This is a genomic window from Castellaniella hirudinis (assembly GCF_042651965.1).
Classification (GTDB): Bacteria; Pseudomonadota; Gammaproteobacteria; order Burkholderiales; family Burkholderiaceae_B; genus Castellaniella; species Castellaniella hirudinis.
Map to the genome: position 1 here is coordinate 197,213 of NZ_JBHSDY010000007.1, position 13,938 is coordinate 211,150.

Here is a 13,938-nt window from a genome sequence, read left to right on the forward strand (position 1 = left end):
AGAGACACACTCTGAGCAAAAGGAGCAACACCATGTCCGAGTCCATCGTCATCGTCGCCGCCGCCCGCACCCCCATGGGGGGCATGCTGGGCAGCCTTTCCGGTCTGGCCGCAAACGAACTGGGTGCCATTGCGATCAAGGCCGCCGTCGAGCGTTCCGGCATTGCCGGCGACGCCATCCAGGAAGTCATCATGGGCAACGTGCTGCAAGCCGGCCAGGGCCAGGCGCCCGCCCGCCAGGCCGCCCTGAAAGCCGGCCTGCCCAAAAGCGTGGCCTGCAGCACCCTGCACAAGGTCTGCGGCTCCGGCCTGAAGGCCGTGATGCTGGCCCACGACATCATCAAGGCCGGATCGGCCGAAGTCGTGGTGGCCGGCGGCCAGGAAAGCATGAGCAACGCCCCCTACCTGCTGCTCAAGGGCCGCCAGGGCTATCGCTACGGCCACTCCACGGTCTATGACCACATGGCCATGGACGGCCTGGAAGACGCCTACCAGCGCGGCACCGCCATGGGCGTGTTCGCCGAGGACTGCGCCTCGAAATACACCTTCACGCGCGAACAGCAGGACGCCTTCTCGCTCGAATCGCTGCGCCGCGCGCGCCAGGCGACCGAAGACGGCAGCTTCAAGTGGGAAATCGCCCCGGTCACCGTCAAGGGCCGCAAGGGCGACCAGGTGATCGACACCGACGAAGGCCCGGCCAAGGCCATGCCGGACAAGATCCCGACGCTCAAGCCTGCTTTCAAAAAGGACGGCACGATCACGGCGGCCAACGCGTCCTCGATCTCCGACGGCGCCGCGGCCCTGGTGGTGACGACCGCCTCCAAGGCCGAGTCGCTCGGCGTCAAGCCCCTGGCGCGCATCGTCGCCCACAGCCAGTTCTCGCACGAGCCGGAATGGTTCACCACCGCCCCGGTCGGCGCCATCCAGAAGGTGCTGGACAAGGCCGGCTGGAAGGCCGGCGACGTCGATCTGTACGAGATCAACGAAGCCTTCGCCGTGGTGACCATGGCGGCCATGGCCGACCTGAAACTGCCGCACGACCGCGTCAACATCCACGGCGGCGCCACGGCCCTGGGCCACCCCATCGGCGCCTCGGGCGCCCGCCTGCTGGTGACGCTGATCGGCGCCCTGCGCAAGACCGGCGGCAAGCGCGGCGTGGCCACGCTGTGCATCGGCGGCGGCGAAGCCGTCGCCCTGGCCGTCGAATTGCCGTAAGCCTTCGCAGTTCCCGGGATGAGTCCGGACACCGAGCAGTCCCTGCGGACTGCTCGGTGCCTGACGAATCGGAGCGCCTTGCAAGGCGCGACGTGGGGAGATGCCGCAATTTGAAGCTGGCCCCACAGCCTGCCGAACTTAAGCAGCACGCAGGTCATTTTTCTTTACTTCCAGGAACCGACATGCCGGTCATCGAGTCCCGCATCAACCCACGATCCCAGGAATTCCAGGACAACGCCCGCGTCATGCGGTCGCTGGTCGACGACCTGCGCGCACGCATCGCGCAGACGGCGCAAGGCGGCGGCGAAACGGCCCGCGCCAAGCACCTGGCGCGCGGCAAGCTGCTGCCGCGCGAACGGGTCGAGCGCCTGCTCGATCCCGGCACGCCCTTCCTGGAACTGTCGCCGCTGGCGGCGCTCGATGTCTACGGCAACGATTCGCCCGGCGCCGGCCTGATCACCGGCATCGGCCGGGTGGGCGGCACCGAATGCGTGATCGTCTGCAACGACGCCACGGTCAAGGGCGGCACCTACTACCCGCTGACCGTCAAGAAACACCTGCGCGCCCAGGAAATCGCCCAGCAGAACCATCTGCCCTGCGTCTACCTGGTCGATTCGGGCGGCGCCAACCTGCCCAATCAGGACGAGGTCTTTCCCGACCGCGACCACTTCGGGCGCATCTTCTACAACCAGGCCGTCATGTCCTCCATGGGCATCGCCCAACTGGCCGTGGTGATGGGATCCTGCACCGCCGGGGGCGCCTACGTGCCCGCCATGAGCGACGAATCCATCATCGTGCGCAACCAGGGCACGATCTTTCTGGGCGGCCCGCCCCTGGTCAAGGCCGCCACCGGCGAAGAAGTCTCGGCGGAAGACCTGGGCGGCGGCGACGTGCACACCCGCCTGTCGGGCGTGGCCGACCATCTGGCCGAAAACGACACCCACGCGCTGCGCCTGGCGCGCGACGCGGTGGCGCGGCTGAGCCGCCCGGCCCTGCCCGCCGCCGGCGCCTGGACCGAGCCCCTGTACGACCCGGCCGAACTGGACGGCATCATCCCCCAGGACACGCGCAAGCCCTACGACGTGCGTGAGGTCATCGCCCGCATCGTGGACGGTTCCGACTTCGAGGAATTCAAGGCGCGCTTCGGCACGACCCTGGTCACGGGCTTTGCGCGGATCTACGGCATGCCGGTCGGCATCATCGCCAACAACGGCATCCTGTTCTCCGAAGCCGCCCAAAAAGGCACGCACTTCATCGAGCTGTGCTGCCAGCGCAATATTCCCCTGGTCTTCCTGCAGAACATCAGCGGCTTCATGGTGGGCCGCAAATACGAAAACGAGGGCATCGCCCGCCACGGCGCGAAGATGGTCACGGCCGTGTCCACCGCCGCGGTGCCCAAATTCACGGTGCTGCTCGGCGGTTCGTTCGGCGCCGGCAACTACGGCATGTGCGGCCGCGCCTTCAGCCCGCGCCTGCTGTTCCTGTGGCCCAACGCGCGCATCTCGGTCATGGGCGGCGAACAGGCCGCCAGCGTCCTGGCCACCGTGAAACGCGACAACATCGAACGCAAGGGCGGCGCCTGGTCCGCCGACGAGGAAGAAGCCTTCAAGGCGCCCATCCGCGACCAGTACGAGCACGAAGGCCATCCCTACTATTCCACCGCGCGTCTGTGGGACGACGGCATCATCGCGCCGTCCGACACCCGGCGGGTGCTGGGCCTGGGCCTGGCCGCCGCCCGTCACGCCCCGGCCGAAGCCACGCGCTTCGGTGTGTTCAGAATGTAAGGAAACCGCCATGTTCGATACCCTCCTGATCGCGAACCGGGGCGAGATCGCCTGCCGCATCGCCGCCACGGCCCGCCGCATGGGCATCCGCACCGTCGCCGTCTATTCCGACGCCGATGCCGACGCCCGCCACGTCCAGGCCTGCGACCGCGCCGTGCACATCGGCGGCCCGGAGCCCGCCGCCAGCTATCTGCGCGCCGACGCCATCCTGGATGCCGCGCGCCGCACCGGCGCCCAGGCCATCCACCCGGGCTACGGCTTTCTCTCGGAAAACGCCGGGTTCGCCCGTGCCTGCGCCGACGCCGGCCTGATCTTCGTCGGCCCGCCGGTGGACGCAATCGCCGCCATGGGCAGCAAGTCCGCCGCCAAGACCCTGATGTCCGGGGCCGACGTGCCCCTGGTGCCGGGCTACCACGGCGAACGCCAGGAGGCTGATTTCCTGCAGGAACAGGCGCGCGCCATCGGCTATCCCGTGCTCATCAAGGCCAGCGCGGGCGGCGGCGGCAAGGGCATGCGCATCGTCCACGCCGACGCCGAATTCCAGGCGGCCCTGGCCTCCTGCCAGCGCGAGGCGGCCAGCAGCTTCAGCAACGCCCAGGTCCTGATCGAACGCTATCTGACCAAGCCGCGCCACATCGAGATCCAGGTCTTCGCCGACACCCACGGGCAATGCGTGCATCTGTTCGAGCGCGACTGCTCGGTGCAGCGACGCCACCAGAAGGTCATCGAAGAAGCCCCCGCGCCCGGCATGACGCCGGACCGCCGCGAGGCCATGGGCCGGGCGGCCGTGGCCGCCGCCCAGGCCGTCGGCTACGTCGGCGCCGGCACGGTGGAATTCATCGCCGAGCCTGACGGGCGCTTCTATTTCATGGAAATGAACACCCGGCTGCAGGTCGAGCACCCGGTCACTGAAGCCATCACCGGCCAGGACCTGGTGGAATGGCAGTTGCGCGTGGCCGCCGGCCAGCCGCTGCCGCTGCGCCAGGACCAGTTGCGCATCCAGGGCCACGCGCTGGAGGCCCGCATCTACGCCGAAAACCCGGACAAGGACTTCCTGCCCAGCATCGGCCGCCTGGACGCCCTGCAATGGCCGCCGCACGTCGTCTTCCAGACCGGCCCGGTGCGCGTGGACGGCGGCGTGCGCGAAGGCGACACCATTTCCCCGCACTACGACCCGATGATCGCCAAGCTGATCGTCCACGGCCAGGACCGCGAACAGGCCCGGCAGCGGATGCTGCGCGCGCTGGGCGCAGTGCGCTGCACCGGCGTGCAGACCAATATCGCCTTCCTCGGCCGCCTGATGGACGACCCGGCTTTCGCCGGTGCCGACCTGGACACCGGGCTGATCGAACGCGAACACGAACGCCTGTTCCCCGCGCCCCGGGACAGCGAGGACAGCGCGCTGGCCCTGGCCGTCGCCGCCCTGCTGCATCACGACGGTCCGGCCCGCCCCGGCGCCACGGCCGATACGAACCCCTGGGGCCAGTCCGACGGCTGGCGCATCGGCGGCCGCTACGCGCGCACCCTGGTCCTGAAAGACGATCGGGGCGAACGCACCCTGCATCTGCGCCGTGACGGCAGCCTCTGGACCCTGGGGGTGGACGAACACCCCGCGCAGGCCTTTCACTGGCAGGCCGAGGGCCGCCACCCGGCCCATGTCCGCGTGCGCCTGGGCGACACCGAGGCGCGCGGCGACGTCCATCGCGACGGCGCGCGCCTGGACGTCTTCGACTACGGCCGGCGCCAGACCCTGGAATGGCGCGACCCGCTCGCCCTGGCGGCGGCATCCGCCGACGATGCGGCCGGCGGCCTGACCGCCCCCATGCCGGGCAAGATCCTGTCGGTCGCCGTGTCGGCGGGCGACAGCGTCACACGCGGCACGCCCCTGATCGTCATGGAGGCCATGAAGATGGAGCACACCATCGAAGCGCCCCATGACGGCGTGGTCAAGGAAGTCTTCTACACGGCCGGCGACCAGGTGACCGAAGGCGTGACCTTGATCGACCTGGAGGCCGCCGAGGCGGATTGACGCATCCGGATTGCCGGAGGAATCCGGTACACTGGAACGGCAACTGCCTCATGACCGCCATGTACGACATCCTGGTTTACCTGTTCGAAAACTACTACACGCCCCAGGCCTGCCCGCGCGCCGAAGTCCTGGCCAGCAAGCTGGCGGCCGCCGGGTTCGAGCACGAGGACATCGACGACGCGCTGACCTGGCTGCGCGACCTGGCCAGCACCACCGAACGCTGCCTGCCGCTGGCCGTCATGCGCGACGCCCGGCGCGATGCCGCGCGCGTCTACACCGACTCGGAATACGCGACGCTGGGCACCGAGGCGATCGGCTTCATCAGCTTTCTGGAGCATTCCGGCAGCCTGCCCCCGGTCCTGCGCGAAATCCTGATCGAGGCGGCCCAGGCGGCGGATCATTCCCCCCTGTCCCTGGCTGAAATCAAGGTCCTGGCGCTCATGGTCCTCTGGAGCCAGGAGGCCGAGGTCGACCATCTGGTGTTCGAGGAACTGCTGACCGACGACGAAGGCCGGCTGTCGCACTGATGCCTTTCCCCTATGTGGGTCGCTTTGCTCCCAGCCCCAGCGGCCCCTTGCACGCCGGGTCGCTGGTCGCAGCCCTGGCCAGCCATCTGGACGCCCGGGCGCACCAGGGCCGCTGGCTGCTGCGCATCGAGGACATCGACGAACCCCGCACCGTGCCCGGCGCCGAGCGCGTCATCCTGGGGCAACTGGAAACCCTGGGCCTGCACTGGGATGGGGAACCTGTCCGCCAGACACAGCGCCACCCGCTATATGAAGCCGCCTTCACGCGGCTGCGCGCCGCCGGACGCCTCTACGGCTGCGCCTGCGTGCGGCGCGAACTGCCGCCCGGCCTGTACCCCGGCACGTGCCGGCCGCCGAGGGGCACGGGAAACCGCCCGATCCGCAGTTGGCGCTTTCTCGTCGAGCCCGGCGTAGAAGCCTTCACCGACCGCTGGCTGGGCCCGCAGACCCAGGACGTGGCGGCCGAGGTCGGAGACTTCATCGTCCGCCGCGCCGACGGCCTGTGGGCCTATCAACTGGTCGTGGTGGTGGATGACGGCGACCAGGGCGTCACCGACGTGGTGCGCGGCGCCGACCTGCTGGACTCCACGGCCCGCCAGCGGCAACTGGCCCGCGCCCTGGACCTGCCCGCGCCGCGCGTGCTGCACGTACCGCTGGTCCTGGACGCCGCCGGCCAGAAGTTGTCCAAGCAGAACCACGCGTCCGCGCTGGACGTATCGCGGCCCCTGGACTGCCTGCAAGCCGCCTGGCAGGCCCTGGGCTTCGCTGCGCTGCCCGCGACGACGCTGCAAGACTTCTGGCCCGAGGCCACCGCGCGCTGGGCGCAGCGGTTCAGTTAAAGCGGCGCCCGCGCCTCGTCCAACAGCCTCGCCAGCAAGGCGGTGCCGTCCTCCGCCACCCGCAGTTCGCCATACCGGGCCCGGGCATAGCGTTCACCCTGGCCTTCGGGGAAGAACCAGTGGCGGGCGCCCCAATCCATCTCGCCGTTGCGCCAGCGGAATTTGATTGCCAGCTCACTGGCCTCCAGCGTCGGCGCCGGACCCGCCACCAGCCCCTCGAACTGCCAGACGCCCTGCGCATCGGGCCGCAGCAGCAGCCAGCCCCGGCCGTTCGCCTGCAAGGCGTCCCGCGCATCGGGCTGCCCGATCAGCCATTGCTCGACCAGGCGGCGCACGGCATAGTCCAGGTCCATGTAATCCCCCTGCATCAGCGAACGGGGATCCACCGGCGCCAGGGCCAGGATCACCGGGTGTCCCCGGTCCAGGATGGCCTCATAGTGATGCACCCGGGCCTGGACCACACCCAGCACCAGCACACCGCCCGCCAGCAGGCCGACGGGCAGGCCCCAGGCACGGCGTGCCGCGGGGGAACGGGCGGTCCCGTCGGCCCGGCGCCACGGCGCCCGCAGCCACAGCGCCAGCGCGGCCAGCCAGACGGCCGCCAGGCCCAGTCTCGCGGCCTTCGCCACCAGCGTGACGGAAGGGTCGAAGTAGTACACCGCCAGCCCCACCAGGCCCAGCAGCACCGACAGCGCCTGCGCCGGCCGATTGCCCGACCAGCGCCCCAGGACCAGGCCGACCAGGGCCACGGCGCACGCCGGCGCGCCCAGCCATCCCAGGCCCGCCACACCATAAGCAGCCGATACCCCCAGGCACAGGTTCGCAGGCGCGCGCGGCCGGCTCAACGCCATCCAGACGCCCAGCACGGCGCCGGGCAGCAGCGCGGCAATGAGCAGCCCGCCCTGGCCCGTCCAAGGCAAGGACCGGAACGGCACAGGTTCGAGGACGTCGATCTGCAGGGCCAGCCCGGCCGCCGTCGTCAACGCCGCCCAGGCCAGGGGCCGCCAGCGCGCCCGGCGCGCCGCATCCTGAGAGACGATCCAGACGATCGCGCCCAGCACCAGCAGGATCGTCAAACGCCAGGCCAAACCGGTCGCCCAGTCACTGGCCGAGCCGTCCCCCCATCCGTATAGGAACCCTCGCGGCATCGTCAGCCAGCATCCCAGCCCCAGCGTCAGCCCGGCCGCCGCCAGGCGCACGGCAAACTGGCGCGTCCCGGCATAGGCCGCCGCGCCGGCTGCCAGCAGAATCGGCAAAGCGCCCCACGGCCCGCCCTCGTCCGCCAGCATCCAGACGCCGGCGGCGCACAACAGCAGGCCCAGGATCGTCAGCACGCCGCCCGTCTCCTGCCAGGACGCCCGCGACGCCATCCGGCCGAGCGCCAGCCCGCCCAGCATCAGCAGCACCCCGGCGCTCAGGGCGTCGGCGGCGGAATCCAGATCGAAACTGATCGCCACCCAGACGCCCAGCAGCAGCACGACGGGCGCCAGAATCCCCATCCGCAGCGCCGTCACGTACCAGGGCGCGTGGTCTTCGTCCCGTGTGCCGGTCGGCGCCTCCAGCCGCCCAGCCGGGCTTGCTCCTGCCGGGTCCAGGACCGGCGCACGATCCGATGCCGCAGACGCGGCCGGTGAAGCCCCTGCGCCGTCGGCCTTGACCGCCTGCGCCCACAACAGCAAGGCGTGCCGCGCCGCCCCCAGCCCCAGGGCCAGGATCAGCAGCGCCAGGCCCAGCACGCCTTCCGCAGACTCCACGTGCACCACCAGCAGGAACCCGACCACCCCGATGCCCGCCAGCAGCGCCAGAGTCGCCACCGCCGGATCACGCCGCCAACGGGTGTAGGCGGCATAGATCGCCAGAATCGGGACCAGGCTGAACGCCAGCGCCGGCAGCAGGCTTTGCGCCCACATCCCCGCGAAGCCCATCACGGCCCCTTGCGCCGCGACGGCGACCGCCCAGGCCAGCGTCGCCGCCGCCGCAGTCCGGCGGATCAGGCGCCAGGGATCGCGCAGCACCGGCCGCAGGCACTCGGCCCCGATCAGCAGCAGCGCGTTCAGGCCCAGCAGCCAGATGCCCGTCGACCAGGATTCGCCCCACCGCCACCAGGCAGCCGCCGTCGAGCCATCGAGGAACAGCCACAGCGCCAGGTTCAGCAGCGCGCCCCACAGCAGCGCCAGAAACACGGACCGGAGCACCACCAGCCAGGGCAGGATCAGCACGGCCCAGGTCAGGAACAATTGCCAGGCGTCAGCGCCGGTTTGATATATTTGACCCACGAGGGCCAGCAACGCGCCCGTCGCCAGGGCCGCCAGACCGGCCGCCGGCTCCGCCCCGCGATGACCGCGCCGGGCCAGCCCGACGGCCAGGACGACGAGCAGGGCCAGCACCCCCTGGACGCCCGTCAGCCGGGCGTCCTGCGTCATCTGAGGCCAGTTGGCCGCGACCCAGAACACCAGGGCGGCACCGGCCAGCGCGGCGGCCAGCAGCCCGGCGCCATGGGCCAGGCCCTGGCGCCATCGGACTGCGTGTTCGGCCGGCGGCCCGGCTTCAGTGACTTGCATGGTGTGATGCCCCCTCGTATGATCCGCGCTAATGCGGCCCGAAATGAGGCCGCCACTGGAACCCCATGACCAAAACTCTGATTATTGCTGAAAAACCCTCGGTCGCCCTGGACATCTCCCGGGCGCTGGGCGGCTTCACCCGGGAAGGCGACTACTTCGAAAGCGAGCAATACGTGCTGTCCTCCAGCGTCGGCCACCTGCTCAGCCTGGTGGCGCCCAACGACCCGGTGCGCGGCAAATGGAGTTTCACCCACCTGCCGGTCATCCCGCCCCAGTTCGAACTGGGGCCGACCGACAAGCGCTCCGCCGAACGGCTGAAGCTGCTGATCAAGCTGCTCAAGCGCAAGGACGTCGGCGCCGTCATCAACGCCTGTGACGCGGGCCGCGAGGGCGAACTGATCTTCCGCTACATCGTCCAGTATTCGGGGGTGAAGAAACCCGTGCAGCGCCTGTGGCTGCGGTCCATGACCCAGGCGTCCATCCGCGAGGCCTTCGCCAACCTGCGCGACGACGAGACCATGAAGCCGCTCGAGGCCGCCGCCCGGTCCCGCGCCGAGGCCGACTGGCTGGTCGGCATCAACGGCACCCGCGCCATGACGGCCTTCAACAGCAAGGACGGCGGTTTCTTCAAGACTCCGGTGGGCCGCGTCCAGACGCCCACGCTGGCGATCGTGATGGAGCGCGAAAACCGCATCCGCAGCTTCGTGTCGCGCGACTACTGGGAAGTCCACGCCACCTTCGTCGCGGCCGCCGGCCTGTACGAAGGCCGCTGGTTCGACCCTGGATTCAAGAAAAACGAACAGGACCCCGAAGTCCGCGACTCGCGCCTGTGGTCCGCAGCGGCCGCCCAGACCATCGTCGCCGCCTGCCGCGAGCAGCCCGGCAGCGTGACCGAGGAATCCAAGCCCAGCACGCAGATGTCCCCGGCCCTGTTCGACCTGACCACGCTGCAGCGCGAGGCCAACTCGCGTTTCGGCTTTTCCGCCAAGACCACGCTGTCGCTGGCCCAGTCGCTGTACGAGCGCCACAAGGCCCTGACCTACCCGCGGACCGATTCACGCTACCTGCCCCAGGACTACGTCGGCACCGTGCAGCAGACCATGCGCGTCCTGGCCGACAGCGAATCGGGCGTGGCCCGGTCCGTGAAACCCTACGCCGCCCAGGTCGTGAAGCAGGACTGGGTCAAGCCCAACCGGCGCATTTTCGACGACAAAAAGATCTCTGATCACTTCGCCATCATCCCCACCCTGCAGGTGCCGCGCGAACTGAGCGACGCCGAATTCAAGATCTACGAGCTGGTGACGCGCCGCTTCCTGGCGGTGTTCTTCCCGGCGGCCGAATTCCGCGTCACCACCCGCATCACCCAGGTCTCGGGCCATCATTTCAAGACCGAGGGCAAGGTGCTGGTGTCGCCCGGCTGGCTGGCCATCTACGGCCGCGAAACCCAGGGCGACGATGCCTCGCTGGTGCCCGTGGCCGAGGGCGAGCGCGTGCGCACCGAGGACATCGAGGCGCGCGGCCTGGCCACCAAGCCGCCTGCCCGCTTCAACGAAGCCACGCTGCTGTCCGCCATGGAAGGCGCCGGCAAGCTGGTGGACGACGAGGCCCTGCGCGAAGCCATGTCCGAGCGCGGCCTGGGCACCCCGGCCACCCGCGCGGCCATCATCGAAGGCCTGATCAACGAGACCTATCTGCGCCGCGAAGGCCGCGACCTGGTGCCCAGCGCCAAGGCCCGCCAGTTGATGACGCTGCTGTCGGGCCTGGGGGTCAATGAACTGACCTCGCCGGAACTGACCGGCGAATGGGAACACCAGTTGAAGCTGATCGAACAGCGCCAGCTCGACCGCGAATCCTTCATGCGCGAAATCGCCCAGATGACCCAGGTGATCGTCAAGCGCGCCAAGGAATACGAACGCGACACCGTGCCCGGCGACTATGCGACGCTACAGACCCCTTGCCCGAAATGCGGCAGCGTGGTCAAGGAAAACTACCGCCGCTACGCCTGCACGGCCTGCGATTTTTCCATCGGCAAGCACCCGGGCGGGCGCACCTTCGAAGTGCCCGAAGTCGAAGAACTGCTGGCCCAGCGCACGCTGGGGCCGCTGACCGGCTTCATCAGCAAGATGGGTCGGCCTTTCGCGGCCGTGCTGCGCATCACCGACGAATACAAGCTGGAATTCGACTTCGGCCAGCGCGACGACGAGGACGCCGAGCCCGTGGACTTCTCCGGCCACAGCCCGCTGGGGACCTGCCCCAAATGCGGCGGCCGCGTCTTCGAGCACGGCATGAACTACGTCTGCGAACGCGCCGTGGGCCCGGAAAAGAGCTGCACCTTCCGCAGCGGCAAGGTCATCCTGCAGCAGGAAATCCCCGCCGCGCAGATGAGCAAGCTGCTGGAAACCGGCAAGACCGACCTGCTCGACGGCTTCGTGTCCAGCCGCACCAACCGCAAGTTCAAGGCCTTCCTGGTGCGCCAGGACGACGGCAAGGTCGGCTTCGAGTTCGAGCCGCGTCCAGCCAAGGCGGGCGCCAAGACGGCAGCGAAGACCGCTGCGAAAACAGCGACCAAGACCGCGACGAAGACGGCGAGCAAGACCGCCGCCAAGTCCTCCACGAAAACGGCGGCCAAAAAGACCGCCGTGAAGAAGGCTGCCGGGAAGAAAACGGCCGCCAGAAAGATCGCCGCCACGCAGGACGACGACGGCCCGGCGTTCTAAGCGGATGGGCGCGCCGGCAGCTCAGCTGCTGGCGCGGATCTTCAGTTCGAAGCCCAGATCGACGGCGGGCGCGTCCACCGGCTCGCCGCGCATCAGCCTCAGCAGCATCCGGGCGGCGGCATCGCCGACTTCCCGGCGCGGCGTGCGCAGGCTGCTCAGCGCGGGCAGCATCTGCGCATTGCCCGGCAGGTCGTTGAAACCCACCACGCTGACCCGGTCCGGCACCGGGACGCCCAGCCGCAAGGCCTCCAGCAGGCCCCCGTGGGCCAGGTCGTCGTTGCAGAAGAACACCGCGTCCAGATCCGGATGCGTCTCCACCAGGCGGCGGAACGCCTCCGCCCCCAGGGCGGCCGACGAGGGTCGGGAATCCAGGATCTCCAGCCGGGGATCGTGACAGCCCGCCGCCTGCAAAACGCTGCGAAAGCCCTCGGCACGTTCCAGCGTGCGCGGGTCCAGTTGAGCGCCCACGAACGCAATGCGCCGCCTGCCGCGATCCAGCAAATGGCGGGCGACGGCCTGTGCGGCCTTGATCTGGGAAAAACCGACGCAATGCACGTCGGGGGCGTCGCTGAGCTCCATCACGTGCACGCACGGCGTGTCGCTGGCCTCGATCAAGCGGCGCTGGGCCTCGCTGCGGTCGAAACCGGTCAGGATCAGGCCCGCCGGCCGGTGCGACAGGTAGCTGTCCAGCAGGGCGGCCTCGCGCTCCGGCTTGTATTGGGTGATGCCGACGAAGATCGGGTAGCCGGCATCCCACATCACATCCTGGACGGCTTCCAGCAGCTCGGTAAACAAGGTGTTGGACAGCAGCGGAATCAGCACCACGACGTGGCGGCTCTTGGCCGAGGCCAGCGCGCGCGCCGACGGATCGGGGCGGTAGCCGAGCTGCGCCACCGCCGCCCGCACCCGCTCGGCCAGTTCCGGGCGCACGGTCGTCTTGCCCGCCACCACGCGTGAAGCCGTGATGGGGCTGACGCCGGCCAGGGCCGCCACGTCGGCCAGCGTCGCCCGGCCCGTGGCCCGGCTGCGGCCCCGGGGTGCCCGGGATCCGGTCCCGTCGTTGTCGGAAGAGGCGTCATGCATACAGGAATTCCCTAATGTCGGCCGGGACGAGATAGCGCTATCTTTGCGTCTCACCCGCCTGCGGGAAGATCGGCCGGCGCCGGCCGGACCCGATACTTCGGGCACCATTGTACGTAAGGACCGTTTTTTTTCAATGCAAAAGATAGCGCTATCTTCTCCTGATGCCACCCCGGGCGCGGCGATCCGTCCGCCGCACGCGGTGGTCGTCATGGGCGTTTCCGGCTGCGGCAAATCCACGGTCGGGGACATGCTGGCGCGGCGCCAGCACTGGGCCTTCGTCGAAGGCGACGCCTTTCACAGCGCAGAAAACCACGCCAAGATGCGCGCCGGCGTGCCGCTGACCGACGAGGACCGCGCCTCCTGGCTGGCGGCGCTGGGCCAGGAACTGGCGCGCCGCGCCGCCGACGGCGTCGTCCTCAGCTGCTCGGCCCTGAAGCGGGCCTACCGCCAGCAGTTGCGCGCGCACGTGCCCGGCCTGGTATTCATCTGGCTGGAAGTCGGCCGCGATGCGGCCCACCAGCGCGTCGCCGGCCGGGGCGACCGTCATTTCTTTCCCACCACCCTGATCGACAGCCAGTTCGCCACGCTGGAACCGCCCCACGACGAAGCCGGCCTGCTGCACCTGGACAGCGAACGCCCCCTGGAAGAACTCCTCGCACACGCCGCCGCATGGCTGCAAAGGAATCCGCATGCACACCCCTGACGCCCCCGCTGACGCGCCGCACAAGCCCCTGATCCGCAAAGCCGCCGAAGTCTTCATGGCGACCACCCTGGCCCTGATGGTGATCGCCGTGTTCAGCAACGTCGTGCTGCGCTACGCCTTCGGCACGGGCCTGGTGATCTACGAAGAACTGTCCCGTCTGCTGTTCGTCTGGCTGGTCTGCATGGGCACGGTCGTCACCGCCCATGAAAAACGGCACCTGAGCTTCGACCTGCTGATCGACCGCGTCGGCCCGCGCACGCGCGCCGCGATGGGCGTGCTGGCCACCCTGGTCAGCGCCATCGTCCTGGGCATGGTGGCCAAAGGCGCCTGGGACCAGGTGATCGCCGGCCTGCGCAGCTTCAGCCCCGTCATCGGCTATCCCCTGGCGGTCGCGGCCGCCGCCACCCTGTTCATGGCCGTCGCCATGGAAATCCTGCTGTTCAAGCAGGCCGTTCTCGATCGCCCGCGCGGCTGAAGGAAT

At 69.4% G+C, this 13,938-nt stretch carries 10 protein-coding genes; 8 read left to right on the plus strand and 2 right to left on the minus strand.

Annotated features, from left to right (window positions below):
- The first annotated feature begins 32 nt into the window (after window positions 1–32).
- The 5 genes from ACFO0J_RS12495 (at window position 33) to gluQRS (ending at window position 6,393) form a co-directional block, all read left to right on the plus strand.
- Window positions 33–1,214: an acetyl-CoA C-acyltransferase gene (locus tag ACFO0J_RS12495; RefSeq protein ID WP_376813418.1), complete on the plus strand. Its 1,182-nt coding sequence runs from the start codon at window positions 33–35 to the stop codon at window positions 1,212–1,214.
- Window positions 1,215–1,396: 182 nt separating this feature from the next.
- Window positions 1,397–2,998 (plus strand): carboxyl transferase domain-containing protein, encoded by a 1,602-nt coding sequence (locus ACFO0J_RS12500; RefSeq protein ID WP_376813419.1) that lies wholly within the window; start codon window positions 1,397–1,399, stop codon window positions 2,996–2,998.
- Between the two features lie 10 nt (window positions 2,999–3,008).
- Complete coding sequence (locus tag ACFO0J_RS12505) at window positions 3,009–5,027, plus strand: acetyl/propionyl/methylcrotonyl-CoA carboxylase subunit alpha (protein WP_376813420.1); 2,019 nt, start codon at window positions 3,009–3,011, stop codon at window positions 5,025–5,027.
- Window positions 5,028–5,086: 59 nt separating this feature from the next.
- Entirely contained in the window at window positions 5,087–5,554 is a 468-nt protein-coding gene (locus ACFO0J_RS12510) for a Smg family protein (RefSeq protein WP_376813541.1), read from the plus strand.
- Window positions 5,554–6,393 (plus strand): tRNA glutamyl-Q(34) synthetase GluQRS, encoded by an 840-nt coding sequence (gene gluQRS, locus ACFO0J_RS12515; protein ID WP_376813421.1) that lies wholly within the window; start codon window positions 5,554–5,556, stop codon window positions 6,391–6,393. The genes ACFO0J_RS12510 and gluQRS overlap by 1 nt, the downstream gene beginning before the upstream one ends.
- Here gluQRS and ACFO0J_RS12520 read toward each other — a convergent pair.
- A complete protein-coding gene (locus ACFO0J_RS12520; protein ID WP_376813422.1) occupies window positions 6,390–8,954 on the minus strand; it encodes a GDYXXLXY domain-containing protein in 2,565 nt (854 codons plus the stop codon). The genes gluQRS and ACFO0J_RS12520 overlap by 4 nt on opposite strands.
- Window positions 8,955–9,019: 65 nt before the next feature.
- On the opposite strand from ACFO0J_RS12520, the gene ACFO0J_RS12525 reads away from it, so the two are divergent.
- Window positions 9,020–11,671, plus strand: a complete 2,652-nt coding sequence (locus ACFO0J_RS12525) for a DNA topoisomerase III (protein WP_376813423.1) — start codon at window positions 9,020–9,022, stop codon at window positions 11,669–11,671.
- A gap of 21 nt (window positions 11,672–11,692) precedes the next feature.
- On the opposite strand, the gene gntR is transcribed toward ACFO0J_RS12525, so the two are convergent.
- Entirely contained in the window at window positions 11,693–12,754 is a 1,062-nt protein-coding gene (gene gntR / locus ACFO0J_RS12530) for an HTH-type transcriptional regulator GntR (protein WP_376813424.1), read from the minus strand.
- 133 nt (window positions 12,755–12,887) lie between these two features.
- On the opposite strand from gntR, the gene ACFO0J_RS12535 reads away from it, so the two are divergent.
- Together ACFO0J_RS12535 and ACFO0J_RS12540 are read left to right on the plus strand one after the other, a co-directional pair.
- Window positions 12,888–13,457, plus strand: a complete 570-nt coding sequence (locus ACFO0J_RS12535; RefSeq protein ID WP_376813425.1) for a gluconokinase — start codon at window positions 12,888–12,890, stop codon at window positions 13,455–13,457.
- The gene (locus ACFO0J_RS12540) at window positions 13,444–13,932 is read left to right on the plus strand and encodes a TRAP transporter small permease (RefSeq protein WP_376813426.1); all 489 of its coding nucleotides are present in this window, start codon (window positions 13,444–13,446) and stop codon (window positions 13,930–13,932) included. Before ACFO0J_RS12535 ends, ACFO0J_RS12540 begins: the two co-directional genes overlap by 14 nt.
- Window positions 13,933–13,938: the final 6 nt, after the last annotated feature.

Excerpts from the sequence above, each read along its gene's own strand:
- ACFO0J_RS12535 (WP_376813425.1), top strand. The coding sequence starts at position 12,888 with ATGCAAAAGATAGCGCTATCTTCTCCTGATGCCACCCCGGGCGCGGCG.
- ACFO0J_RS12540 (WP_376813426.1), top strand. The coding sequence starts at position 13,444 with ATGCACACCCCTGACGCCCCCGCTGACGCGCCGCACAAGCCCCTGATC.
- gntR (WP_376813424.1), bottom strand. The coding sequence starts at position 12,754 with ATGCATGACGCCTCTTCCGACAACGACGGGACCGGATCCCGGGCACCC.
- ACFO0J_RS12525 (WP_376813423.1), top strand. The coding sequence starts at position 9,020 with ATGACCAAAACTCTGATTATTGCTGAAAAACCCTCGGTCGCCCTGGAC.
- ACFO0J_RS12500 (WP_376813419.1), top strand. The coding sequence starts at position 1,397 with ATGCCGGTCATCGAGTCCCGCATCAACCCACGATCCCAGGAATTCCAG.
- gluQRS (WP_376813421.1), top strand. The coding sequence starts at position 5,554 with ATGCCTTTCCCCTATGTGGGTCGCTTTGCTCCCAGCCCCAGCGGCCCC.
- ACFO0J_RS12505 (WP_376813420.1), top strand. The coding sequence starts at position 3,009 with ATGTTCGATACCCTCCTGATCGCGAACCGGGGCGAGATCGCCTGCCGC.
- ACFO0J_RS12520 (WP_376813422.1), bottom strand. The coding sequence starts at position 8,954 with ATGCAAGTCACTGAAGCCGGGCCGCCGGCCGAACACGCAGTCCGATGG.
- ACFO0J_RS12510 (WP_376813541.1), top strand. The coding sequence starts at position 5,087 with ATGTACGACATCCTGGTTTACCTGTTCGAAAACTACTACACGCCCCAG.
- ACFO0J_RS12495 (WP_376813418.1), top strand. The coding sequence starts at position 33 with ATGTCCGAGTCCATCGTCATCGTCGCCGCCGCCCGCACCCCCATGGGG.